This is a genomic window from Hydrogenoanaerobacterium saccharovorans (assembly GCF_003814745.1).
GTDB lineage: Bacteria > Bacillota > Clostridia > Oscillospirales > Ruminococcaceae > Hydrogenoanaerobacterium > Hydrogenoanaerobacterium saccharovorans.
This window is the reverse complement of sequence record NZ_RKRD01000001.1, coordinates 1367946-1390205: the sequence shown is the minus strand read 5'-3', so window position 1 is coordinate 1390205 and position 22260 is coordinate 1367946. Positions and strand designations below refer to the sequence as shown.

At 42.0% G+C, this 22260-nt stretch carries 27 protein-coding genes and 1 other annotated feature; of the genes, 1 reads left to right on the top strand and 26 read right to left on the bottom strand.

Annotated elements, in window-relative coordinates; translation table 11 throughout:
• Positions 1 to 167 precede the first annotated feature (167 nt).
• A complete protein-coding gene (locus EDD70_RS06505; RefSeq protein WP_092751801.1) occupies positions 168 to 347 on the top strand; it encodes a hypothetical protein in 180 nt (59 codons plus the stop codon).
• Between the two features lie 99 nt (positions 348 to 446).
• Here the strand turns inward: EDD70_RS06505 and EDD70_RS06500 are convergent, their stop codons facing one another.
• The 26 genes from EDD70_RS06500 to gatB all read right to left on the bottom strand — a co-directional run bounded on the left by EDD70_RS06500 (position 447) and on the right by gatB (position 22245).
• The gene (locus tag EDD70_RS06500; RefSeq protein WP_092751803.1) at positions 447 to 1025 is read right to left on the bottom strand and encodes a hypothetical protein; all 579 of its coding nucleotides are present in this window, start codon (positions 1023 to 1025) and stop codon (positions 447 to 449) included.
• A gap of 28 nt (positions 1026 to 1053) precedes the next feature.
• Complete coding sequence (locus EDD70_RS06495; protein ID WP_092751805.1) at positions 1054 to 1302, bottom strand: TIGR03905 family TSCPD domain-containing protein; 249 nt, start codon at positions 1300 to 1302, stop codon at positions 1054 to 1056.
• 27 nt (positions 1303 to 1329) lie between these two features.
• Positions 1330 to 2499 (bottom strand): NAD(P)-dependent malic enzyme, encoded by a 1170-nt coding sequence (locus EDD70_RS06490; RefSeq protein ID WP_092751807.1) that lies wholly within the window; start codon positions 2497 to 2499, stop codon positions 1330 to 1332.
• A 34-nt stretch (positions 2500 to 2533) separates the two neighbouring features.
• Positions 2534 to 3370 (bottom strand): PHP domain-containing protein, encoded by an 837-nt coding sequence (locus tag EDD70_RS06485; RefSeq protein WP_092751809.1) that lies wholly within the window; start codon positions 3368 to 3370, stop codon positions 2534 to 2536.
• Positions 3371 to 3570: 200 nt separating this feature from the next.
• Positions 3571 to 4788: a tyrosine--tRNA ligase gene (gene tyrS / locus EDD70_RS06480; RefSeq protein WP_479723799.1), complete on the bottom strand. Its 1218-nt coding sequence runs from the start codon at positions 4786 to 4788 to the stop codon at positions 3571 to 3573.
• Between the two features lie 67 nt (positions 4789 to 4855).
• Positions 4856 to 5089, bottom strand: a binding site (T-box leader).
• 29 nt (positions 5090 to 5118) lie between these two features.
• Positions 5119 to 6795: a DNA repair protein RecN gene (gene recN, locus EDD70_RS06475; RefSeq protein ID WP_092751812.1), complete on the bottom strand. Its 1677-nt coding sequence runs from the start codon at positions 6793 to 6795 to the stop codon at positions 5119 to 5121.
• An 8-nt stretch (positions 6796 to 6803) separates the two neighbouring features.
• Entirely contained in the window at positions 6804 to 7259 is a 456-nt protein-coding gene (gene argR, locus EDD70_RS06470) for an arginine repressor (RefSeq protein WP_092751814.1), read from the bottom strand.
• A 4-nt stretch (positions 7260 to 7263) separates the two neighbouring features.
• Entirely contained in the window at positions 7264 to 8118 is an 855-nt protein-coding gene (locus EDD70_RS06465) for an NAD(+)/NADH kinase (protein ID WP_092751817.1), read from the bottom strand.
• Positions 8119 to 8161: 43 nt separating this feature from the next.
• Positions 8162 to 8965, bottom strand: coding sequence for a TlyA family RNA methyltransferase (locus EDD70_RS06460; RefSeq protein ID WP_092751819.1), 804 nt, complete (start codon positions 8963 to 8965; stop codon positions 8162 to 8164).
• 33 nt (positions 8966 to 8998) lie between these two features.
• Positions 8999 to 10861 carry a 1-deoxy-D-xylulose-5-phosphate synthase gene (gene dxs, locus EDD70_RS06455; RefSeq protein ID WP_092751821.1) on the bottom strand — a complete coding sequence of 621 codons (1863 nt, stop codon included), beginning with the start codon at positions 10859 to 10861 and terminating at the stop codon, positions 8999 to 9001.
• Positions 10862 to 10907: 46 nt separating this feature from the next.
• Complete coding sequence (locus EDD70_RS06450; RefSeq protein ID WP_092751823.1) at positions 10908 to 11414, bottom strand: divergent PAP2 family protein; 507 nt, start codon at positions 11412 to 11414, stop codon at positions 10908 to 10910.
• A gap of 18 nt (positions 11415 to 11432) precedes the next feature.
• Positions 11433 to 12314, bottom strand: a complete 882-nt coding sequence (locus tag EDD70_RS06445) for a polyprenyl synthetase family protein (RefSeq protein ID WP_092751825.1) — start codon at positions 12312 to 12314, stop codon at positions 11433 to 11435.
• A 16-nt stretch (positions 12315 to 12330) separates the two neighbouring features.
• Positions 12331 to 12543, bottom strand: a complete 213-nt coding sequence (xseB, locus tag EDD70_RS06440) for an exodeoxyribonuclease VII small subunit (protein WP_092751827.1) — start codon at positions 12541 to 12543, stop codon at positions 12331 to 12333.
• On the bottom strand, positions 12540 to 13751 hold the full coding sequence (gene xseA, locus EDD70_RS06435; protein ID WP_092751829.1) for an exodeoxyribonuclease VII large subunit: 1212 nt from the start codon (positions 13749 to 13751) through the stop codon (positions 12540 to 12542). Before xseA ends, xseB begins: the two co-directional genes overlap by 4 nt.
• The gene (locus tag EDD70_RS06430) at positions 13748 to 14692 is read right to left on the bottom strand and encodes a tRNA (adenosine(37)-N6)-threonylcarbamoyltransferase complex transferase subunit TsaD (protein WP_092751831.1); all 945 of its coding nucleotides are present in this window, start codon (positions 14690 to 14692) and stop codon (positions 13748 to 13750) included. The genes xseA and EDD70_RS06430 overlap by 4 nt, the downstream gene beginning before the upstream one ends.
• Before the next feature lie 64 nt (positions 14693 to 14756).
• Positions 14757 to 15176 carry a transcription antitermination factor NusB gene (gene nusB, locus EDD70_RS06425; protein ID WP_162840785.1) on the bottom strand — a complete coding sequence of 140 codons (420 nt, stop codon included), beginning with the start codon at positions 15174 to 15176 and terminating at the stop codon, positions 14757 to 14759.
• 94 nt (positions 15177 to 15270) lie between these two features.
• Entirely contained in the window at positions 15271 to 15630 is a 360-nt protein-coding gene (locus EDD70_RS06420; protein WP_162840786.1) for an Asp23/Gls24 family envelope stress response protein, read from the bottom strand.
• 141 nt (positions 15631 to 15771) lie between these two features.
• A complete protein-coding gene (locus EDD70_RS06415) occupies positions 15772 to 16323 on the bottom strand; it encodes a SpoIIIAH-like family protein (RefSeq protein WP_092751837.1) in 552 nt (183 codons plus the stop codon).
• 27 nt (positions 16324 to 16350) lie between these two features.
• On the bottom strand, positions 16351 to 16938 hold the full coding sequence (locus EDD70_RS06410) for a stage III sporulation protein AG (protein WP_123811019.1): 588 nt from the start codon (positions 16936 to 16938) through the stop codon (positions 16351 to 16353).
• Positions 16913 to 17434 (bottom strand): stage III sporulation protein AF, encoded by a 522-nt coding sequence (locus EDD70_RS06405; RefSeq protein WP_092751841.1) that lies wholly within the window; start codon positions 17432 to 17434, stop codon positions 16913 to 16915. The genes EDD70_RS06410 and EDD70_RS06405 overlap by 26 nt, the downstream gene beginning before the upstream one ends.
• A gap of 16 nt (positions 17435 to 17450) precedes the next feature.
• The gene (locus tag EDD70_RS06400) at positions 17451 to 18590 is read right to left on the bottom strand and encodes a stage III sporulation protein AE (RefSeq protein ID WP_092751843.1); all 1140 of its coding nucleotides are present in this window, start codon (positions 18588 to 18590) and stop codon (positions 17451 to 17453) included.
• A gap of 11 nt (positions 18591 to 18601) precedes the next feature.
• Positions 18602 to 18991, bottom strand: coding sequence for a SpoIIIAC/SpoIIIAD family protein (locus tag EDD70_RS06395; RefSeq protein ID WP_162840787.1), 390 nt, complete (start codon positions 18989 to 18991; stop codon positions 18602 to 18604).
• A gap of 11 nt (positions 18992 to 19002) precedes the next feature.
• Positions 19003 to 19197 carry a stage III sporulation protein AC gene (spoIIIAC, locus tag EDD70_RS06390; RefSeq protein WP_092751847.1) on the bottom strand — a complete coding sequence of 65 codons (195 nt, stop codon included), beginning with the start codon at positions 19195 to 19197 and terminating at the stop codon, positions 19003 to 19005.
• Positions 19198 to 19233: 36 nt separating this feature from the next.
• Complete coding sequence (locus EDD70_RS06385) at positions 19234 to 19674, bottom strand: stage III sporulation protein AB (protein ID WP_242943072.1); 441 nt, start codon at positions 19672 to 19674, stop codon at positions 19234 to 19236.
• Entirely contained in the window at positions 19595 to 20683 is a 1089-nt protein-coding gene (locus EDD70_RS06380; RefSeq protein ID WP_123811018.1) for an AAA family ATPase, read from the bottom strand. Before EDD70_RS06380 ends, EDD70_RS06385 begins: the two co-directional genes overlap by 80 nt.
• Positions 20684 to 20802: 119 nt before the next feature.
• Positions 20803 to 22245 (bottom strand): Asp-tRNA(Asn)/Glu-tRNA(Gln) amidotransferase subunit GatB, encoded by a 1443-nt coding sequence (gene gatB / locus EDD70_RS06375; RefSeq protein WP_092751852.1) that lies wholly within the window; start codon positions 22243 to 22245, stop codon positions 20803 to 20805.
• Positions 22246 to 22260 lie beyond the last annotated feature (15 nt).

Here is a 22260-nt window from a genome sequence, read left to right as displayed (position 1 = left end):
TTATTATTATAAAATGCTATTACTCTATACATATGCTACCTCTTTTAATATTTACCTATTTATGTGCATTATTCCAGAATAATAAATGAAGATTTTTTGGTTGTTGTAACACCTTTTTTGAGGTTAGCATAGTATGTGATGAAATCAAATTTAGGAGGAATTATCTTATGTCAAACGGATTCTTTGGTAACAATAGCTGCTGCTGGATACTTATTCTGCTTATTATCATCTTCTGCTGCTGTGGAAACGGCTTCGGTGGCTGCGGCAACAACTGCGGTGGTTGTGGCAACAACAACTGTGGCGGCTGCGGTAACAACTGCGGTGGATGCGGCAACGATTGCTGCTAAGCACATTAGATGCTTTAATCAATGAATAAGTGACGAGCAAAAAAAGAAAACCGGAGGGCAATTGCCCTCCGGTTTTCTTTTATATATGTACAACATAAGTTATTTAATAAAATTTACATTTTTCAGTTCTGTGCTGCAGATATTAAAATAAGTATTGTAAAGGTCATCACCAATTTTTACAACTGCTTTATCTTCTTCCATATCACAGCTGTCTGCAAATGCATCCCCTATGCAAGAAGATTGAGAAACTTTATCATCCCTGCTGCAAAGTAAATAAAGTGAAAATGCGCCGCTTTCTACAATAGCATTATACGATTCAGGCGATTTTTCGCGTACTTGCTCATGAAAATAATTAAGAGCTGTCTGAGCCGTTATAGAATTTGGGCAGCCATGTTCCAACACCGTATCAACAATAAATGCAAACAACACCTGAGCATTGCTTCGTATCGTTTCATTCACCGCATATTTTTTACAACAGTGTGCAGCTAAAATGTCATCTGTGGTAAAAATTATTTCAGAAAGACGCTTACCCAGTGTATATGCTTTTTCAATGTTACCGTTTTGTTTCTGCTCATTAAATTCCATTGCGGCAATTTCGCCGTCATCAAGTACTTTTTTATCTGAAACACCTGCAATTTTAATATCATTATCCTCAAACAGTTCATTTTGATTGTTCAACACTGCAAACCCCTTCCTCTATTCCAGTTTATTTTTGTTTTATCTCTTCCAGCGCGCAAGCTAACTGATCGGGACAAGATGTTGCTTTCATTCCGCAGCGGATTCCTTTAAGAGTTTTAATAACCTCATCTATTGGTCTACCTTGAACAAGGGCAGATACGCCTTTTGTATTACCTGCACAACCGCCTAAAAACTCTACCGATTTAATTATATTGTTTTCTACATCCAACTTAATTAGCTGGCTGCAAACCCCTTTGGGTCTGTACGTACTAACCATTAACAGAATTCCTTTCCTTGTACTTCTCTATATTCTTGCTATGCCTTCTTTAATTGCTTGTGCCGATACTGCCTCGGCAACACCGCGTGCTACCTGCGGGTCAAGTGCTTCGGGCAAAATATAGTCTGCATTCAATTTATCATCGGGTATCATCGCTGCAATAGCATATGCCGCAGCAACCTTCATACCCTCGGTAATATCACTTGCCCTTACTTGTAATGCACCTTTAAATATGCCTGGGAATACCAGCACATTATTGATTTGGTTTGGAAAATCGGAGCGCCCTGTGCCCACTACAGCCGCGCCTCCGCGCTTTGCTTCATCCGGCATAATTTCAGGGGTTGGGTTTGCCATAGCAAACACAATGCCCTTGTTCATAGTAGAAACCATTTCAGCTGTAAGAAGCCCCGGACGAGATACTCCTATAAAAGCATCTGCTCCGGCTATTACATCTTTTAATGTGCCTTGCTTATTGTTCTTGTTGGTTAGCTGCGCCATTTCTTTTTGCGCCGCGTTCAACCAAGGGGCATCTTTGTAGATTGCACCTTCTTTATCGCACATTATAATTTCGCCCAGATTTAATTGCAGCAGCAGTTTTGCTATTGCAATACCGGCAGCACCTGCACCATTGACAATTATTTTGATTTCGCCCTTTTTCTTACAGGTTTCTTTGATTGCATTAATCAGTGCGGCAGCCACTACAATTGCAGTGCCATGTTGGTCATCGTGAAAAACGGGAATATCACAGCGTTTTTTTAATTTTGCCTCTACTTCAAAACAACGCGGTGCCGCAATATCTTCCAAATTAATTCCGCCAAAGCTTTTCGAGATATTAGCGATTGTTTCTACAATGGTGTCGACATCCTTGCTATCTACACAAATAGGAAATGCATCGACATCGGCAAATGTTTTAAACAAAGCGCATTTGCCTTCCATCACCGGCATTGCTGCCGAGGGGCCAATATCACCGAGCCCAAGCACAGCGGTACCGTCGGTAACTACGGCTACCAAATTATTTTTACGCGTAAGTTCGTATGCTTTCGTTTCATCTTGAGCAATTGCAAGACATGGTTCTGCTACGCCGGGAGTATATGCAAGAGATAGATCCTCACGCGATTGAATGCAAGCGCGAGAAACGACCTCAATCTTTCCGTTCCATTCATAGTGTTTTTTAAGCGCTAATTCTTTTACGTCCATGTTATACTTCATCTCTCCATTTTTCAGCAGATACTTAAACAATCTGCTTTTTCTGTTTAAATATCTGATTCAGCGTATCATGCGGGGTAACACAGGTTGCAAGAGGGCTGGCTGATTTAGTATAAAACCCATGAAAATCTGTTCCTCCAAACTTGAGGACACCATAACTATCTGCCAACTGCCGGAGCTTAATTGTATCTTCCTTACTATTTCTGGGATGATACACCTCGATACCGTCAAGAAGTTCTTTTTCAAGTAACTCATTAAGCAGGTCTAAAGAATTGTATTCGTACGGGTGTGCAAGTACGGAAATTCCTCCCGCAAGGCGAATCAAATCTAAAACTTCGTAAGCATCGGGGTACTCAACATCAACATTGATTAAACCCTTTTTGCTGTCGAATAATTGGGCAAATACTTCACCGAAAATTTGGTCGGTATAACCAAGATCCATAAGAGCATTCATAATATGCTGTTTATAAATCGCTTTGCTACCCGCGTAATAACGTGCTACAAAATCAGCGGTAATCGGGTAAAACCGCGATACCCGCTTAACCATTTCGAGCCCGGCTTTGGTACGGTTCTCTAGCGTTTTATTGCATAAACCCTCCAAGCGATCGGGCTTTTGCGGTAAATAGCACAGAATATGTACTTTTCTTCCACGCTCACTATCAAAACATGAAAACTCCACTCCAGGTATCACATTAATACCGTAACGCTTGCCCAAAACAGTTGCACGCGTAGTACCCGCCATGGTGTCATGATCTGTGATTGAAACAAAATCCAGCCCTGCACGTTTGGCAAAGTAGATGACATCCTCGAGCCCCATTGATCCGTCGGATAGCTTTGTGTGACAATGTAAATCTCCTATCATGGTATTACACCCCTATTCTGTTTGACTTCTGACGCAGGGCATTTCACTTTACTTGCGAAATTTCTATCCCTTTTATTATACAACGTCTTACTATCTATATGCAACTATTAATGTTAGGAGAACCTTTCACGCAAGAGATGAAGTGAAATGAGCAGAAGGAACAACAAAAAGGAGACGGTATGATACCGCCCCCTTTAGAATTATAATATAATCTTGTGGAATACTTTTTTACCCTTTTTTATAATTTTATGATTTTTTTCAAATTCGGAAATGGAAAATGCCGTCATAGGATCGGAAACTTTTGCATCATCAACCGATATACCGCCCTGCTGTACCAAACGGCGAGCCTCCGCTTTAGAAGGAGTCAACCCTGCTTTTACAAGAAGATCGATTACAGTGATGCTGCCGCCGGTAAAATCATCCGCCGATAACTGTGTGGTAGGCATATTTTGGCTGTGTGCACCTGCACCAAACACTGCACGTGCTGCCTCCAATGCTTTGTCTGCATCCTCTTTGCTGTGAACCATTTTTGTCAGTTCATAAGCCAGCAATTCTTTTGCTTTATTAAGTTCGCTGCCTTGCCAGCTTTCCATTGCTTCTATCTCTTCAATGGGTACAAAGGTAAGCAGTTTCAAACAGTTGATGACATCCGCATCATCTACATTTCTCCAGTATTGGAAGAACCCATAAGGAGTGGTTTTTTCGGGATTGAGCCAGATGGCTCCATTTTCGGTTTTGCCCATTTTTTTACCCTCTTTGGTGGTAAGCAGGGTAAACGTCATACCACATACTTCTGCTTGCTCTTTACGGCGAACAAGGTCAACACCACCGAGGATATTGCTCCACTGATCGTCTCCGCCAAGTTCCAAACGGCAGTTATGAGTTCTGTACAGATGCAGAAAATCGTAGCTCTGCATAATCATATAGTTAAACTCAATAAACGACAGCCCCACAGCTAAACGGGATTTGAAGCATTCTGCAGTAAGCATTTTGTTTACCGAGAAGCATGCTCCCACATCACGAAGCATTTCAAGGTATTTTAGTTCACAAAGCCAATCACCATTATGCACTACGATTGCATTGTCCATATCAACAAATTTAGACATCTGCTGAACAAAACAATCGGCATTATAGTTAATTTGTTCTTTGGTAAGCATCGGACGCATATCGGTTTTACCTGTAGGATCGCCAACCATTGTTGTTCCGGTGCCCAAAAGCAGAATTGGTGTATGCCCTGCTCGCTGCATATGCTGAATTACAATTAATTGGAGAAAATGCCCCACATGAAGGCTATTTGCTGTTGCATCAAAACCAATATAAAAGGTAGTTTTTTCATTTTCCAGCATATCTTTAATTTTGTCTTCATGTGTCATTTGTGCAATTAAGCCACGGCGTTTCAGTTCTTCAAATACAGTCATCAATCTTTCTCCTTTAAAAATGTTTGTTTGCGGATATAAGAAAAGCCCTCTATCCGCAATTTTGCAGATAGAGGGCGTCATAAACGCTGTACCACCTCTAGTTCGTTATGACCTCACAGTCATAACCTCATCAGGTACTATCATACCTTAACGCTGTAACGGGCGCCCCCGACAAAAACTACTGTACTTTCGCCTTTGCAGCTCCGAGATGTATTCACCGCACCGCTCATGCTTTTTTTCACCAACCAAAAGCTCTCTGGGATGAACCTGCACGGTTACTCGTTCTCTTCACAGCTATTACTGGGACTATATCATAATACAAAATATTTGTCAAGACTGTTTTTGTGCTAAATTAAGCATTTCTTCGGCATTTTTTAAAACAGTATCGGTAATATCAGCACCACCAATAATTCGCGCTATCTCTTGGACACGTTCGATGCTGCTCAAAGCACGAACTTCGGTATAAGTTCTATTGTTTCTGACATTCTTTTCAATCAGCAGATGATGATTGGCGTAGCAAGCAACCTGCGCAAGGTGTGTAACACAGATAATCTGCCGCCCTTTTGAGACCTGTTTCAGTTTTTGTCCTATCTTTTGAGCTGCACGACCGCTGACTCCGGTATCTATTTCATCAAAAATAAGCGTACCGACCTGATCTTTATCTGCAATTACATTTTTGAGGCTGAGCATAATACGCGAAAGCTCACCGCCGGATGCAATTTTGGAAAGAGATTTTGGCGGCTCACCCGGATTGGTAGAAATCATAAACTCCATATTATCAATACCATCGTTAGATAATTCACCAACATCATTTTTTACTTCTAAGCGCACAAAAGGCATATCCAAAAATTTCAGTTCTTCCCCTACCGCACTTGTAAATTGGGCCGCAGCCCTATTTCGGCGTTCGGAGAGTTCTTCCGCCAATTTTTGCGCATTGCGTGTAAGATGTGCAAGTTGGACATTCAGCTTATGTTGAAGCTCATCAGACTGATTGATGGAAGATAATTCTTCGGTTGCTTTTTTAAGAAATGAGAGAATTTCCTCCACAGAAGTACCATACTTTTGTTTCAGTTTATAAATCATATCTAAACGCATTTCAATACGGTTGATGTCACCCTCATTAAACTCGAGATCAGCAGTATAACTATGGATATCCGAGGCGTATTCCCGCAGCTCATAGTAAATTTCGTCAATACGCGCTGCCATTTCTTCAAGGTCGGTAAAATATCGCCCCGCTGTAGTAATTGCATCTTTCGCAGTACTTAACGTTGCAACAAGCCCTTCTGTTTCATCATCACCATTCAGTGCGATGTCTGCTTCTGCAATACTTGCAACTATTTTTGCCGCATTTCCTATCCTCTTTTTTTGAGCAATCAGTTCTTCTTCCTCATCTGTTTTAAGGTCTGCATCGGTTATTTCATCAATTTGATAGGTTAAAAGATCGATACGATATGCTTTTTCTGCCTCGTCAATATTACATTTTTCCAGTTCTCTTTTGATATTAAGAAGCTGAGTATAAAGTTCTTTATAACGAGTAAGCAGCTCATCAACATCGGCAAAGCTATCGATAAATTTTATATGTTTTTCCGAAACCATCAGTGCCTGATTATCATGCTGCCCATGAATGTTAATGAGAGTATCTGCTACCTCACGCAGAATGGATACTGTTGCAGGCCTGCCGCCGATTTTACAAGTGTTTTTCCCTTCTGTCGTAAGTTCGCGCGAAAGTAAAAGTGTGCCGTCCTCTTCCGGTTCATAGCCAAAACCGGTAAGAGCATCTATTGTATCCTGCGATAAATGATCAAACAACGCCGTTACAATTGCTTTATCCGCACCAGTACGAATAAGGTCTCGAGATGTACGGAAACCTAAAACAGCGCTGATTGCATCGATAAGAATCGATTTACCTGCGCCGGTTTCGCCTGTAAAGATATTAAACCCCGGCTGAAACTCAATCGAGGTTTTTTCGATAACAGCAATATTTTGAATGTATAGTTGTGTCAGCATGGTGTCACCTACCTTGTAATATAGGTCTGCAACTCTTGTACTAGTTTTTGAGCATCAGCTATTTCACGTGTAAGAATAAAAAAAGTGTCATCTCCCGAGAGAGTACCTACTACATTATCCAAATTGAGAAGGTCGAGGGCTGCACAAGCCGCATTTGCCATACCGGTATGGCACTTAACTACAACCGTGTGCCCCGCATAATCTACCGAAATAACTGTTTCGGTAAATATAGCACGAAAACGTGTAGAGACATTCGTAGTTTTTTCGGGGGTAACAAAAGTATAACGATAACGCCCATCGGCTGATAAAGTCTTAATAAGCCGTAAATCTTTAATATCTCTTGAAACCGTTGCCTGTGTAACATGAAAACCCTCTTTTTTCAAAAGGCGCAGAAGCTCTTCTTGCGTATCCACAACATTATCAAGAATTATTTCTAATATTTTTTCATGCCTCTTCGACTTCATCGTTCTACCCTCTTCCCAAAATTTTCAAATTCAATATTTCATAAAAATCCCGTTCACCAAAATTAATAAGTTTTGCAGTTAATTTCGATTTTTGTATTATTATTTGACTGTCTCGTCGTATTTTAATGGGTCGTTCTCCATCTGCGGATAAATACAAATCATTTTGATTGTTAATATATTTTGCTCGTACGGTAAGTGCCTTTTCTGGTGAAAACAGCACAGAACGTGAGAATAATGAGTGGGGGCAAATGGGTGTCATTGCTATCGAATCGATGCTTGGATCAACAATAGGACCGCCTGCAGACATAGCATAGGCGGTAGAACCGGTTGGGGTGGCGAAAATAACACCGTCGGCGTGATATTCGCTTACAAGTTTTTCAGCACAAGTTACTTCAATATCTACTATTTTAGAAAATTCACCCTTGGTAATGGCAATATCATTTAGTGCTACGCACACCATCTGCTCTGAATCTGTTTGAATTTTAGCCTCAATGAGCATATGGTTTTGCACAGTATAACTGCCTTCTACCAAACTTGAAAGCTTATGGAGCTCATCGCACTCTAGCTGTGCAAGAAAGCCCAAACGCCCTACATTGATGCCAAGTACAGGTAAATTATGCTTAATCCCGTATTTTGAGCTATGAATGATTGTACCATCTCCGCCAATAGCAATGATAAGATCCATATGACTGACAGCGTTAATAAACTCGCAAAAAACAACGTGCTCGCTGCTTACATACTGGCGATATACGCTATCCAAATAAGCTTCAATACCGATTTTATAAAGAACTTCAAGTGTTTCATTTAAGCATTTTTCAGTATGTTCTTTTTTAAAATTAGGGGTCAGAATCGCCTTCATCGTTGACTCCTTCCTTTAAGCCATAGTACGGTTTCAGCTTTGTTTATTCCAAATTATGATGAGAAAGCTCTACTATGTTTTGTATAACCTCTTGATTGACGTTGTGCACCGGATTTTGTTCATTTTTAATATATAGCAAATACTCAATGTTCCCTTCGGGACCTTTTATGGGAGAATAGTCCACATCAAGCACCGAAAAGCCTATAGAATAAGCAAAATCAGCAACCTTAGCAATTACTTCACGATGAATTTCAGGTTCTTTTACTACACCTTTTTTCCCGACTCTACCTTTGCCTGCCTCAAACTGGGGTTTTACAAGACATACCATCTCGCCATTTTGCTTGAGTAAAGTTTTTGCAACAGGCAAAATCAGCGTCAGAGAGATAAAAGATACATCCACACTGGCAAAATCTATTTTGTCCGGTATCTCTTTTTCGGTAACATAACGAAAATTTGTTCGCTCAAGATTAACCACCCGTTCATCTGTACGCAGCTTCCATGCCAACTGCCCATAACCAACATCGATGGAATAAACTTTGACAGCACCGTTTTGCAGCATGCAGTCGGTAAAGCCTCCTGTAGAAGCGCCAATATCCATACAGATTGTGCCTTGCAGATTAAGATGATAACGGGGTATGGCTTTTTCGAGTTTTAACCCGCCTCTGCTTACATAACGCATGGTTTCGCCGCGCAGTTCAATTTTATCGGTATCCGAAACTGCCATGCCCGGTTTATCTGCCTTCTGATTATTGACGTAAACAAGCCCCGCCATAATCAAGCTTTTCGCTTTTTCACGGCTATCTATCAGGCCGTTTTCGGTTACTGCTATATCAAGTCTTTTTTTCACATTATCCACCATATTCAGAAAATTTTCTATACATTAACGACGCAGAGAAAAAATTGTTTTGCAAATACCTTCTGCATCCAGCCCCAGTTTTTTCAGCGAAGATGCAACGGTAGCCTGCGGAACAAAAATACCATCCACAGCCTTGGCATGATAGCTCCCACGGTAGCCTTGCTGCTGCAAACGCAAACCAAAATGCTCTGCTATTCCGCCTTGCAGAATTCCTTCTTCAACAAAGAGAATTTGGTTGTATTTTAAAGCAAGTTCTATGCAGCCTTCTTCAATAGGGTTAATTTTATTTAGTTTTAACAATGCAACCGAACAATTTTGATTTAAAAGCATTTGAGATGCTTGGTATACATGTTCAAACTCCTTGCCGTAGGTTATGATAAGCATATCAGCTTTATTGTCATCCAGTAAAATATAATCCTGTTCGGTTGAGGTATGGGCGGGTAAAACAGGCTCTTTCCCTCTTGGGTAACGCAACGCGACGGGACCTTTACATTCATACAGTGCTTTGCGTGTAAAATAACGCAACTCGGCATAGGTCGTCGGAGAGTAAACAGTCATGTTCGGAACCGTCGACAAATAAGCAGCATCAAACAACCCTTGATGCGTTTCGCCGTCTTCTCCCACTATTCCCGCACGATCCACTGCAAATATCACATGTTGCTGTTCAATTGCAGTATCGTGCAGTATCTGGTCGTAGCCACGCTGCAAAAAAGTAGAGTAAACCGCAAACACCGGTTTTAGCCCATTACGTGCAAGCCCTGCCGAAAAGGTAACTCCATGGCCTTCTGCAATACCAATGTCAAAAAAACGTTGCGGGTAAGTGGCCGCAAAACTTGAAAGACCTGTACCGTACTTCATAGCCGCAGTAATGGCACAAATACTGTCATCCTTTTTTGCTAGCTCGGTGAGTGTTTCACCAAAAACAGTGGAATAGCTGTCTGACGGCGAAATGTCTGAGTTGCCTGTCTCTATATTAAATTTTGATACCCCATGAAAGGCACCAGGGTTTTTCTCTGCAAAAGGGTAACCTTTTCCTTTTTGAGTTTCAACATGCAGCAGAACGGGCCGATTTAAGCTTTTTGCACGCTGCATAACTTCACATAGGCTTTTCACATCGTGCCCGTTGATTGGACCGAGGTAATTAAAACCAAAAACTTCAAAAAGATTGCTGTTGTATAGCATATCTTTTATTGCAGCCTTAGATGCAGCCGCTGCTTTATACAGCGGATTGCCAATACCGGGGATTAATTTTATGCCTTTTTCGATGATATCTTTTGCATTAAAATATTCGCGTTTTGAACGTATTTTTGCAAGGTAACGAGCAAATGCACCTACATTACGGGAAATTGACATCTCATTATCGTTTAAGATCACGATAATACGGTCCTTATATCGACCGACATTGTTCATAGCCTCATAGACCATACCGTTAGTAAAAGAGCCATCGCCAATAACCGCAATGACATGCCCTTCTTCATGCAAAAGAGTTTTCGCCCTTGCAAGACCGCTTGCCACTGAAAGCGACGTACTGCTGTGCCCTGCAAGAAAAACATCATGAATACTTTCTTCTGCCTTTGGAAAGCCCGATATGCCGCCTTCTTGGCGCAAAGTATTAAACCGATCACGACGACCAGTAAGCAACTTATGTGTATATGCTTGATGACCGACATCCCACATAATTTGATCAGTAGGTGAAGAAAATACTTTATGCAATGCAACGGTAATTTCCACAACTCCAAGATTGGATGCAAGATGTCCTCCCGTTTGAGAAACGGTTTCGATTAGATTGCTTCGAATTTCCTCACAAAGCTGTTCCATCTGAACATAATTGAGTTTTTTTACATCATAGGGAGAGTGAATCCCGTCAAGTAGTGTTTGTTTTCGCAAGATTAATCTCCTTTAGCGTTTAGCAGTTGCCATATGTAGAAGTTTTTTATACAGGAAACGATATAGAAATAAGAATGCCTAACAGGGCTCCGCCCAAAACCTCAAGGGGAGTATGACCGATGAACTCTTTCAGCGCCTTATCGGGGATGTGCTCTACAATTTCGGCTGCTTCTATAGCCTTTTCATCATCGGTATCATCATCCGTGTTCCAGTTCCACGCTTTAAATCCAAATACTATTTTGTTGAGCACCTTTGCTTGTTCTCCTGCGGCACGGCGGACACCCATTGCATCGTACATAACAATACCTGCTAGGGCAAGGGACAATGCAAATACAGGCGAAGAAAAACCAAGCTTACGCGCAAACGTTACTGTAAGTGAGCATACCAGCGCAGAATGCGAACTGGGCATGCCCCCTGCACCGACCAAACGTTCGGGTACAAACTTTTTTGTGGAAACAAGCGTAAACAACGTTTTTAATAATTGAGCCGATACCCAAGCTATAAAAGCCACATTAATGTAATAATTCCCCGTAAATTGTCGAAGCACTCCCATAAGCTCATCCATTCTTCATCAATTTTCTCTAACCGCCAGTCTATCTGTAAGTTCGTATAAAAAATCGTCTTCTAAAGCAAATTTCGTTAAAATTGATTTAGCGTCTTCGGTTAGCTTAATTGCTTTATTTTTTGCGTACTCAAGATCATGCAAAGCAACAAAAGTTGTTTTATGGCTTTGCACATCACTGCCGATAGGCTTTCCAAGTATTTTTTCATTTCCTGTCACATCCAGTATATCATCAACAATCTGAAATGCCAACCCGATTTTTTCTGCAAACTCATGTGACAGAGAGATTCTTTCCTCGTCTGCGCCTGCAAGAATACATCCGATTTTAGCAGCTGAATTAATCAGTGCTCCTGTTTTCATGGAGTACATCTTCAACAGACGGGCTTCGTCTACAGGCTTTCCTTCCCCTTCAAGGTCGATTACCTGTCCGCCAAGCATACCCGATGTACCTGCATTTTTGGCAAGTTCCATCATGGCGCGCAAAGCAAGGTTCGCCTGCGCCGTGCTGCTTGCTGCCGCCTCAAATGCTTTGGTTAACAGTCCGTCCCCCGCAAGCAAAGCCGTGGTTTCTCCGAACTCTTTCCAACAGGATGGTTTACCACGGCGCAGCTCATCGTTGTCCATGCATGGCAAATCATCGTGAATCAATGAATAAGCGTGAATCATTTCCAATGCACACGCAAAAGGCATTGCAAGCTGCTGTGTGCCTCCGCAAGCCTTGCAAAATTCTATTAAAAGAATTGCTCTCACACGTTTTCCTGCCCCTAATATGCTGTAACGCATAGCAGAAATTACGCTTTGGTAGAGGGTATCGGCTTCGTTAAGATACCGATCCAAAGCTTGGTCTATTTCAGTAAGATAGCGTTCGTATTTTTCATCATAATTGAGCATGGATTTCCTCCTAAGCCTATATATCTTTCTGCTTTGCCAGCAGTTCTTTCGAAAGCACTTCCACCTTAAGCTGAGCCTCTTGCATTTGGCTACTGCACAAACGAACCAGCGAGGTGCCTTCTTCAAATAATTTCAGTGCTTTATCCAGAGGCAACCCGCCATCTTCTAATTGCATCACAATGTTGTCAAGACGTTCCAATGCCTGCTCCAATGTCAATTCTTTTTTCATATGTGTTCCTCCGTAACCGCAGTAACCCGGGCATTCAACCCGCCATTTGAAAGCTGAACGTACAGTTCATCACCAATCGAAGCATCACTGCTGTGAGACATAGGCTTACCTTCTTTAAAAGCTATAGCATAACCTCTTGCCAAAACATGCAGAGGGCTCAATGTATCAAGGAGCCTAGCGTATTTTGATATTTTTTGTTGCTGTGCATCTAATTGTTTCTGCATTGCCACAGTTAAGCAACGTTCGCTTTCTGCAAGATGATTGCTGTACTGTTTCAGTAAAGCAGAGGGGCTCTGTAATGCCCTATGATGCTGATAAAATGCAAGCTTTGCTGATAATTCACCCAAGCGGCGGTAGATATTTTCTGTAAGTTTTTGTTGTGTAGAATCCAATGCGTACCGCAACTCTTGCAAATCAGGTACGGCAAGTTCTGCTGCAGCCGAAGGTGTTGGAGCACGCAGGTCTGCTGCAAAATCTGCAATCGTAAAATCGGTTTCGTGCCCCACTGCCGAAATTACCGGAATATGCGAAGCATAGATAGCACGAGCCAGCTGTTCGCTGTTAAATGCCCACAAATCCTCGGCAGAACCGCCACCTCTGCCGATTATAATTACATCGCAGGCATTAGTTTCGTTTAAAGCCTGCAAAGCCGTAATCATATCCAAGGCTGCGTTTTCGCCCTGTACCAAAGCAGGTACAACAACAACCCGAACAACTGGGTAGCGCCTTGCGAGGATATTTAAAATATCTTGCAATGCAGCACCTGTCTGCGAAGTAATTATACCGATTTTTTGAGGCAATTTGGGAATAGGCTTTTTATGATTTAAGTCAAACAAACCCTCTTTAGCAAGCTTATCTTTTAACTGTTCAAAAGCAAGTGCCAGCGCACCTGCACCATCCGGCTGCATATCATAAACGTACAATTGGTAGATTCCGTCACGTTCAAATACCGAAACAGAACAGGTAAGCAATACTTTTTGCCCGTTTTGCGGGCGGAATTTAAGCTGCTGTGCATAGCTTTTAAACATCACTGCTTTTACGGATGCACCTGAATCTTTAAGCGAAAAATAGAGATGCCCAGAACTAAAATGGTCAGAGAAGTTCGATATTTCGCCTTTAATCAAAATGCTTGAAAGCTGTTTGTTATCATCAAAAACAGCTTTAATATAACGATTCAGCTGTGAAACCGTTAGTACATTGTTAATCATAGTCTTGACCTCTGCGCCCTTAAATAAGCAAGCAATGCAACACCAACTGCATTATCAGAAGATAATTCCGGAGTTGCAAACACCCCACCAAGCCACTGTGAAATGTGATTGCGAACCAAGCTGTTGCTGGTTACTCCGCCAGCGTAAACACGCGGGATATCTCCGCATTCCAGCATGATTGCCTCACTCATTGCCTGTACTGTAGCGCAAATAGTATCCAAACAAAATTTTGCGACCTCATTTTTTTGCGAACCTTTTGCAAGCATATCGCGGCACTGGTTTTCTACACCGGATAAACAGCAGTCCATTCCTTTGAGTTTAACACGGACGTGATAATCGGTATTACAAGTAAGCGCCAGTTTTTCCAACTCTTTACCTGCAGGAAATGGAATGCCCAACATACCACCCACACGGTCAACTACCTGCCCTGCGTTTAGGTCAAGGGTACCGGAAACCTGTTTTATTTGCATAACACAATCGCGATCAGGCTTTACCCATAATCCTTCTGTAGTCCCTCCCGAAAAATGAAAGGCTACGAATTCTCGTTTTAGCAAATCCAAACGATTGGCAGAGTAAAGTGCCGCAGCAATATGCCCAGCTTGATGAGAAAAATCGTACAGCGGAGCACTGCTCTGATTGGCAAGCACTTTTGCCAGCATTTCTCCCACAAGAAAACACGGCATATAAGAGCCCTCAACATCACGCGGGCGTGCAGAATAGCCAACACCGTCGAATTTATACTGCTTGTCCCCCAAAAGGCTGTTAATCACCTCGGGAAGCTGCTTTACATGGGCAAATACAGCATCGCTTTGGCGCAGCCCAAGTTCACCCTCACGCACAGGCAGCAGCTTACGGCTGTGTATTACCGTATCGTTGGAGCTGTCATAAAGTGCTGTGGATGTCGTATAGTTGCTGGTATCTATCCCTAAAAATAAACCCATGAAGCAACCTCCTTTCCTATTGTAAACATGCAATCTTTATTTAGCGTGTAACCATGTAATCATTTCAATCATTTTCAGTTTTATTTGCAGGCTTGCTGCGCATAACCGCCCCCAGCACACCATTTACAAAAGAGGAATCTTCATCGGTACCAAATTTTTTGGCAAGTTCAACTGCCTCATTGATAGCAACCCTGTCCGGAACCTCTTTTGAAAAAAGAAGCTCATAAATAGAAAGACGCAGTATTGAAAGCGCCACACGGGAGATTCGGTTCATCTTCCATTTGGTTGAATGCTTTTCAATCTGCTCATCAATTTCGTCTACATGAGACATCCATCCGGAAGCGAGCTGAAAAGCAAATGGGTCAACTTCTATATTTCGGCCCTCGGTTGCGTTTTTGATGATATCATCAATTGAGTCATCCTTGTTAAACGATTTTTCAAATATGAGTACGAATGCCTGTTCTCTGGCATCTCTGCGTGTCATAGCTCTACCTCCGCGATTTTTATTTGTAAAGGTACAAAATACATCTAGTACGCAACAAAACACACCCTCCCGCAAAAGGAGAGGGTATGTTCTATTATTTATTATCCTCAAACACAATGCCAGATACAAACACATTTACTTTAGAAACAACGATCCCAGTCATTGTTTGAACTGCTTCTTTGACACTTTTTTGGATATTCTCGGATACCACAGGAATTTTAGCGCCATATTTAAGATTAACATAAACGTCGATTACAGCAATGTCATCGTTGAGCACAATATTAATCGACTTGGCAACAGGATTTTTAAGTAAAAACTTTTTAATGGTAGCAGGGCATGCTGCCATTCCCGCTACGCCGTCAATCTCTTTAGCAGCAACGCTTGCAATGGTGGCAATGACCTCCTGTGAAATTTTGAGACTGCCGATGGTCTCGTTTACTTTCTTTTCTTCCACAACCTTGGCCTCCCTTATATAAAGAATACAACATAAATGCACTATTATGCACGAATATACTTTATATATTATACCATAAAAAGTGGAAGACACAACTGCTTGAATAAGAATATTTTATTTCTTTCATTATATACGCGAATTTTATTTGGTTTCGGTTATGGAGATATTCTCTACAACGACATCGGTTTGTGCAAGAACGATGTCTTTAATTTTTGCAACATCTTCTTTTTGCAGCCCGCTCGCCTTTACAATCACATCAGCTTTATCATCTGCAAGGTAAACCATGCAATCTTCAAACCCTTTTGCTTTGATCAGGCTTTCAACGGCACCTTCTGTCTCAATTGCTTGAGCAATATCAGTTGCCTGTACAGCCAGTGCAGCTTTTTCTGTATCGGTTAGGTCGGCATCTTTAAACATTTTTTTAATACTGTCAACTGCTTTATCACGGGTTTTTGTACGGTTAACACGTGCTTCGTTAAAGTACTTGGAGTTCGATACCACTTGAATTTGTTCTCCGTCCAAACTGACGTATTTGCTGTCTCCGTAGTTTTTGGTTTCGGTCGTTGTTGCTGTTTCTGTTGCAACAAAATCCTCTCCGCTGGCGGAATACACCCAGTTGAGGTAGACCGCAATGCCCAAGCTTAGCACCAACGCCGCCAGTATAATATGCCTTTTCCCCAGAATCATGTTCATATGGATATTCCTCCTATAAGTGTAATATTATTTTTCAGCTGCCATCTTAGTGATGCATACTTGCGTAGATGAAAGATCGAGCGCAGTTTTTACTGCATTAATAATTCGTTCTTCCACCTCAATACTTTCCGCGCCCTCGCAGACCACCACAACGCCCTTGACCTTTGGTTCAATCTGAGTTTTTATCAGCGCCTCCTTACCGTTTCCGTTGTCAACCAGGATATAGCTGTTTTCACTGTTATCTTTCTCATGGAGTTTTTTTACGCCATTTTCTGAATAATCCTGTGTGACATCGGTAATCTTCTTTTCTGCATTTGCATAGACATACTCCACGCCGCTTTCTAAAGTGACCAGAACTCTTGCCTTGCCTACACCATCAATGCTTGTAACAAGAGCGTATATTTTATCTTCAAGCTGTGATGCATAGGCCGCATTTGTTTGGCTTACTTGGGGTTGCGGCTCTTGTTTTTTACTCTGCTTCGGCAACAGTTCCGAGAGCAAAATAAGTGCTATCCCGCAAAGACCGAGCAGTACAATAATTTTCACTTTGCCTTCGCTGTAAAGCAGCGTCTTTATTTTTTCTTTAATATTAGCCATCGCTTGACTTTGTTCCATCTTGTGCTTGCACCTCCTGCCGGAACTGCATAACCGGCTTTTGTCCGAGCTTTTGTGTTATCCTGCTTTCAATTTCAGCTTGTTTATTTTGATCTTTCGCGTCAAGCGAAAGGATGATCTCTGTAATAAATATGCCGCTTTCCTCGTTTGTATTAACGTTTATTAAAATTTCTTGCGGTTGTACATCAATTGTATTAAGTTCTTCTGCCGTAATATTCTTTACAGAGGCAATAAAGTTTTCTTCGACTTGCTTTTCCATTGTATTTTGCAAAGAATCTGTGCGATATTCCGTTTGCGGCTGCATACTCGAGTCGATTTGGAAATCTCCGCTCAATGCGCCGGTAATTATGGGAGAAAGTATGCAGCAAAGAAAAAACAGACTGATTGTAATTTTATATATTTTCTGCGTTGACCCGCTCGGCGATGCGAGATGTGCAATACTGCCCGCCACAGCTGCTACACACACAGCAAGCGCCCATCCTTTAATGGCCTCCATACTTGTACCACCTCATTTATATATTCATACCGACCACAAGCATAATCGTTGTTGAAATAATAAACAACAATGCAACAAACGCAATAATTGCAAGCAGCAAACTCAGCGCGGTTGCACATGCTTTTAGAACTTTACCTATTTGCTGTGCCCCTAATACATCGCTTACCGTCGAGCCAAGGTTTACCGCAAAATACCAGACAATTGTTTGCAGCAAAGACGGTAGAAATGTAAGAGAAGCCACTGCAACAGCATATGCTCCTACTGTAGTTTTTAGCAGTTTTACACAGCTTTGTGCGGTGGTAAGTGCATCTGACAAAGCTTTACCAACTACAGGGACAAAACTGCCGATTAGAAATTTGCCTGTTTTCATTGCTACGGTATCGGCACCGGATGCAACAAGACTTTGGATACCAAGTAAACCTACAAAAACAGTTACCAAAAGCCCCAGCGCCCAGGTTACAATAGATTTTGCTGTGCTTGCCGCACCTGATAGGTTCATTGACGGAGTAAGGGCACCAACTATACAAAAAGCAAGATAAATGGTTACAAGCGGCACCAGCTGATTTGCTGTAATTTTAGAAATGACCTCAGATGTCAAAAGCAAAAAGGTATTGTATGTGGTTGCAGATACAGGTTGACCGCCTACTGCAACTAAGCTGACAAATACAGGAATAAACGAAAGGATAAAATCGGCACAGCTTTGAATAGCAGCAGCTGCCGAGCGAATACATTCTACAATAGGGTTTACCACGGCTGTGCATATGCATAAAATTGCAACTACGTTAAACACCGTATCAAGACTCCGTTGCCCAATACTGACATTTAGCCCTTCTACTAGCGAGCACAGCACTGCCACACCGGTTATGGAAGCAAGTATAACCAACGGTTTGCGCAATTGTGTGAGCAGTATTTGCCACAGAGCCTTGAAAAAGTCTGTGGGGGAAAGTGTAAGCAGGGTTTTGTAATCAATTTTATCCACACCAAGGTTATCCAATATTTCTTTTGCTTCATCGGGAGTTTTATCATAGAGCTCGTTTGCACCGCTCGATTCAAACTGCTCTTGCAACTGGTCGTCCGGTAAGTTGGTATCTACCGCATAACAAGGTATGATTAATAACACAAATGCAAGCAACATGCAAAAAAAACGTCTTATCATTGTATCACCGCCTAAACCGTTAAAAGAGTGGTAACGATAGAAAGCAGTGCCTGAAACAGCGGCAAACTAATCAGCAGAATAGCCAATTTGCCTGCAATTTCGAGTTTTGATGAAATTGCACCCTGTCCCGCATCTTTGCAGGTATCGCAGGCAATTTGAGTTATAAAGCAAATACCCAAAGATTTAATTAGTATTTCTATGTATTCACGTGGCATTTGAGTATTGTCTAAAAGCAGGTTTAATTGATCAAGTACCGGAGTGAGACTGTCGGCGACAACCGCAAAAATTATAACACCCACGATAAGCGACACAGCCAAGCTGTATTCCGGCTTGTACTGTTTAAACAATACTGCCAGTGCCGCACCGATAATACCCACACCAACAATTGTGATTATATCCATTACTGCCACCATTAAAAGCCAAATACCGATTTAGCGGTATCAAACAAAAAACTAATTTCATTAATGATGATCATAAGCACTACAATAAGGCCTGCGAGTGTTGTAAGCATCGCCTGTTCTTCTCTGCCGGACCGAATGAGCACCTGATTCAGCACCGCTACAATAATTCCGATGGCTGCAACCTTAAAAATCAAATCTACATCCACCTGTTGTTCCTCCCTGCTTTTTGAAGTCTTTGTTTTTTAGAAGGTGGCGATAACAATCCCAATACCTGCAAGTGCGCCAAGGGTGCGATATAACCCCCCCAGTTGTTTTTGACGAGCCTTAGCTTCTTCGTACCGCTGATTCAGCACAAACCGCGCATAATCTATTTCGCTGAGAGAGCCTTCTAAATCGACTGCGCCAAGCACCGAACCGAGATGATAAAGAATTCTCAAATCCTCCTCACCCAAACCCATGGGTGTTTCGGTTACAGCTTGTCTCCAAGCCTTGGGGAAGGCAACCCCTTTTTTACAATGCTCCGCACAGACTTTAACAAAGGGCAATGTATCCGAAAGGGAGCCTAACCTTAATACTACATCTTCCATAGGAGACATCGTGTATTTAAGGTCGCTCGCCAGCAGGCTCATCAAGCTGATCGCATTCTCCAGCTGAATCACTCGTTTTTTCAGCGCTGATGACATGGTCATCCCTATCATCGAGCTGCAAGCTATAATCAGAAGATAACCTGTTATCCTTATCATAATAATCCTCCAAGCACAAAACCTGTTTCACCTTACCGACATCACTTCTGCCCTCAAGCAAAACAACGGTTTTAAATGCACCTAAAAAAGCAAGTTCTTTTACAAAAGGTTTGCTTAATACTTCTTCCATAGACGATGCATGTACGGAAGCAATCAGCTTTACTCCGCAGGTCGCACCCGTTTTCAATGCATCAATATCAGCTTCTCTGCCAATTTCATCACAAATAATAATATCCGGTGACAGTGTCCGCACCGCCATTAAAATACCGTCACGTTTATTATAACCACTGAGAATATCGGTTGTTATGCCAACATCATTTTGCGGTATGCCCTGCCACATTGCAGCAAACTCAGCCCTTTCATCAATCAATGATACCTTTTTTACAGGGCAAGCAACACCGCTGGACAATTGACGAGCTAAATCACGCAATATTGTTGTTTTTCCTGAACTGGGAGGGCCTGCAAGCAAAATACCTTTACAGCCATAATCGGTATACTTCAGCACTTCAGCGGCACAACCGAATACTTGCTTTGCTATTCGGATGTTAAGCGATGAAACATCTCGCATTCCTTCTATTGCACCATCATTGATGACAGCTGTGCCGCATAATCCAACACGATGACCGCCTGCAAATGCAACAAAGCCTTGCGCAATTTCAGCTTGATGGCTATGCACCGAGTATCCGCACACTGCTCGAAAAACCTCTCGCAGCTCGTCCGCAGTAATGGCAACACAATCAGGTTGCAGTTGCTTTGTTACTTTACCTTTTGGGGTAATAAACAAGTTTTCAGCACCAATACAAATATGAATCGGACGATTTACACGTAGACGAATCTCTTGAGCAGAACGCTGAACAGAATCATCAAGAACAAGCAGCATTCTTTGAATGCGATCAGGGAAGATTTTACACAACATTTCAAAGCGCTGAACAGATTCATCCATTCCCATTTAAATCACCTCTTGCTTTAATAATTATTAGGCTTTGTCCACTTTTAGAACCTAGAGTTAAAAAAGTATAAAAAAACAGAGGCATTCGATTGAACGAATACCTCTGTTTTTTAGCGTGTCTATTTTGATTCAATAATCTTTACTATAATATCTTTAAGAATAGCGGGGTTACCCTGCCCTTTCGACTGACGCATACATTGCCCCACCAAGAACCCGATAACATTGGTTTTTCCACCTTTGTAATCATCAACCGTCTTGGGGTTAGCATCAATAATATCGTTTGCCAGCTTCTCAAGAACCGCAGTATCCGAAACTTGTGCAAGACCTTTTTCTTTTACAACATCTTCAGGCAGTTTATCTGAAAACATAATCTCTTCAAGTACGGTTTTGCCAGCGGTGTTTGAGATAGTACCTTTATCAATTAAAATGACCATATCGGTAAGCTTTTTGGGGGTAAGGCTGGTTTCAGTAATTTCAATGTTTTTCTCTTTTAAAATACGTGTAACATCACCAAGCAGCCAGTTGGATATTGGTTTGAGTTGGCTTACACCAAGTTCAATGCATTCTTCAAAAAAGCGGTCGATATGAATGTTTTCGACAAGCAGATTAGAATCGAAGTGCGGCAAGTTATATTGCTGCATATAGCGTTTAACTTTTTTATTCGGCAGCTCGGGCAGTTCTGCTTTTAATTTATCGATATATTCCTGCTCCAGCACAATGGTGAGCAAATCCGGTTCAGGGAAGTAACGATAGTCGTGCGCATCCTCTTTGCTGCGGAGAAGCACGTTGCGTCCGTTCGGGTCATCCCAACGGCGGGTTTCTTGCGTAACCGTACCCCCGTTTTCGAGCAGCTTAATCTGACGCTTTGATTCATATTCAATTGCACGTACAGCACCCGAAAAAGAGTTGACGTTTTTCATTTCAACTCGTGTGCCAAACTCTGTTTGCCCTATAGGGCGAACAGAAACGTTGACGTCACAACGAATAGAACCCTCCTGCATTTTACAGTCGGAAACATCGATGTATTGCAGGATGGACTTAATGGTATCTAAGTAAGCCTTTGCCTCAGCAGAGCTGCGGATATCGGGCTCTGAAACAATTTCGATAAGCGGAACTCCGCAACGGTTAAAGTCAACCAAGCTGCCCGCAAAGGTATCGTCATGTATCAGCTTGCCTGCGTCCTCTTCAATATGGATACGGGTAATACCAATACGCTTTGTAGCACCGGATTCATCCACAATTACGTCGAGATAACCATTTTCGCACAAAGGAATATCAAACTGCGAAATTTGATACGCTTTGGGCAAGTCGGGGTAAAAATAGTTTTTACGGTCTTGCTTGCAGATACGGTTGATAGCGCAATTAGTGGCATGCCCCATTTTAACAGCATACTCTACTACCTTTTCGTTGAGAGTAGGTAGTGTGCCGGGCATTCCGGTACAGATAGGGCAGCAATTGGAGTTGACTTCGCTGCCAAACTCGTTTTTACAGCTACAATATATTTTTGTTTTGGTGGATAGTTCGGCATGAACTTCCAGACCAACAATAATTTCATAATCCATTTCAGTCACCTCCGA

Excerpts from the sequence above, each read along its gene's own strand:
- EDD70_RS06495 (WP_092751805.1), bottom strand. The coding sequence starts at position 1,302 with ATGGTTAGTACGTACAGACCCAAAGGGGTTTGCAGCCAGCTAATTAAG.
- EDD70_RS06445 (WP_092751825.1), bottom strand. The coding sequence starts at position 12,314 with ATGCTCAATTATGATGAAAAATACGAACGCTATCTTACTGAAATAGAC.
- recN (WP_092751812.1), bottom strand. The coding sequence starts at position 6,795 with ATGCTGACACAACTATACATTCAAAATATTGCTGTTATCGAAAAAACC.
- EDD70_RS06450 (WP_092751823.1), bottom strand. The coding sequence starts at position 11,414 with ATGGGAGTGCTTCGACAATTTACGGGGAATTATTACATTAATGTGGCT.
- EDD70_RS06395 (WP_162840787.1), bottom strand. The coding sequence starts at position 18,991 with ATGGATATAATCACAATTGTTGGTGTGGGTATTATCGGTGCGGCACTG.
- argR (WP_092751814.1), bottom strand. The coding sequence starts at position 7,259 with ATGAAGTCGAAGAGGCATGAAAAAATATTAGAAATAATTCTTGATAAT.
- EDD70_RS06490 (WP_092751807.1), bottom strand. The coding sequence starts at position 2,499 with ATGGACGTAAAAGAATTAGCGCTTAAAAAACACTATGAATGGAACGGA.
- EDD70_RS06415 (WP_092751837.1), bottom strand. The coding sequence starts at position 16,323 with ATGAACATGATTCTGGGGAAAAGGCATATTATACTGGCGGCGTTGGTG.
- gatB (WP_092751852.1), bottom strand. The coding sequence starts at position 22,245 with ATGGATTATGAAATTATTGTTGGTCTGGAAGTTCATGCCGAACTATCC.
- EDD70_RS06505 (WP_092751801.1), top strand. The coding sequence starts at position 168 with ATGTCAAACGGATTCTTTGGTAACAATAGCTGCTGCTGGATACTTATT.
- EDD70_RS06380 (WP_123811018.1), bottom strand. The coding sequence starts at position 20,683 with ATGGGAATGGATGAATCTGTTCAGCGCTTTGAAATGTTGTGTAAAATC.
- EDD70_RS06405 (WP_092751841.1), bottom strand. The coding sequence starts at position 17,434 with ATGGAGGCCATTAAAGGATGGGCGCTTGCTGTGTGTGTAGCAGCTGTG.
- EDD70_RS06485 (WP_092751809.1), bottom strand. The coding sequence starts at position 3,370 with ATGATAGGAGATTTACATTGTCACACAAAGCTATCCGACGGATCAATG.
- EDD70_RS06400 (WP_092751843.1), bottom strand. The coding sequence starts at position 18,590 with ATGATAAGACGTTTTTTTTGCATGTTGCTTGCATTTGTGTTATTAATC.
- nusB (WP_162840785.1), bottom strand. The coding sequence starts at position 15,176 with ATGACACGCAGAGATGCCAGAGAACAGGCATTCGTACTCATATTTGAA.
- EDD70_RS06385 (WP_242943072.1), bottom strand. The coding sequence starts at position 19,674 with ATGTCATCAGCGCTGAAAAAACGAGTGATTCAGCTGGAGAATGCGATC.
- tyrS (WP_479723799.1), bottom strand. The coding sequence starts at position 4,788 with ATGACTGTATTTGAAGAACTGAAACGCCGTGGCTTAATTGCACAAATG.
- xseB (WP_092751827.1), bottom strand. The coding sequence starts at position 12,543 with ATGAAAAAAGAATTGACATTGGAGCAGGCATTGGAACGTCTTGACAAC.
- EDD70_RS06410 (WP_123811019.1), bottom strand. The coding sequence starts at position 16,938 with ATGGAACAAAGTCAAGCGATGGCTAATATTAAAGAAAAAATAAAGACG.
- EDD70_RS06430 (WP_092751831.1), bottom strand. The coding sequence starts at position 14,692 with ATGGGTTTATTTTTAGGGATAGATACCAGCAACTATACGACATCCACA.
- xseA (WP_092751829.1), bottom strand. The coding sequence starts at position 13,751 with ATGATTAACAATGTACTAACGGTTTCACAGCTGAATCGTTATATTAAA.
- EDD70_RS06465 (WP_092751817.1), bottom strand. The coding sequence starts at position 8,118 with ATGAAGGCGATTCTGACCCCTAATTTTAAAAAAGAACATACTGAAAAA.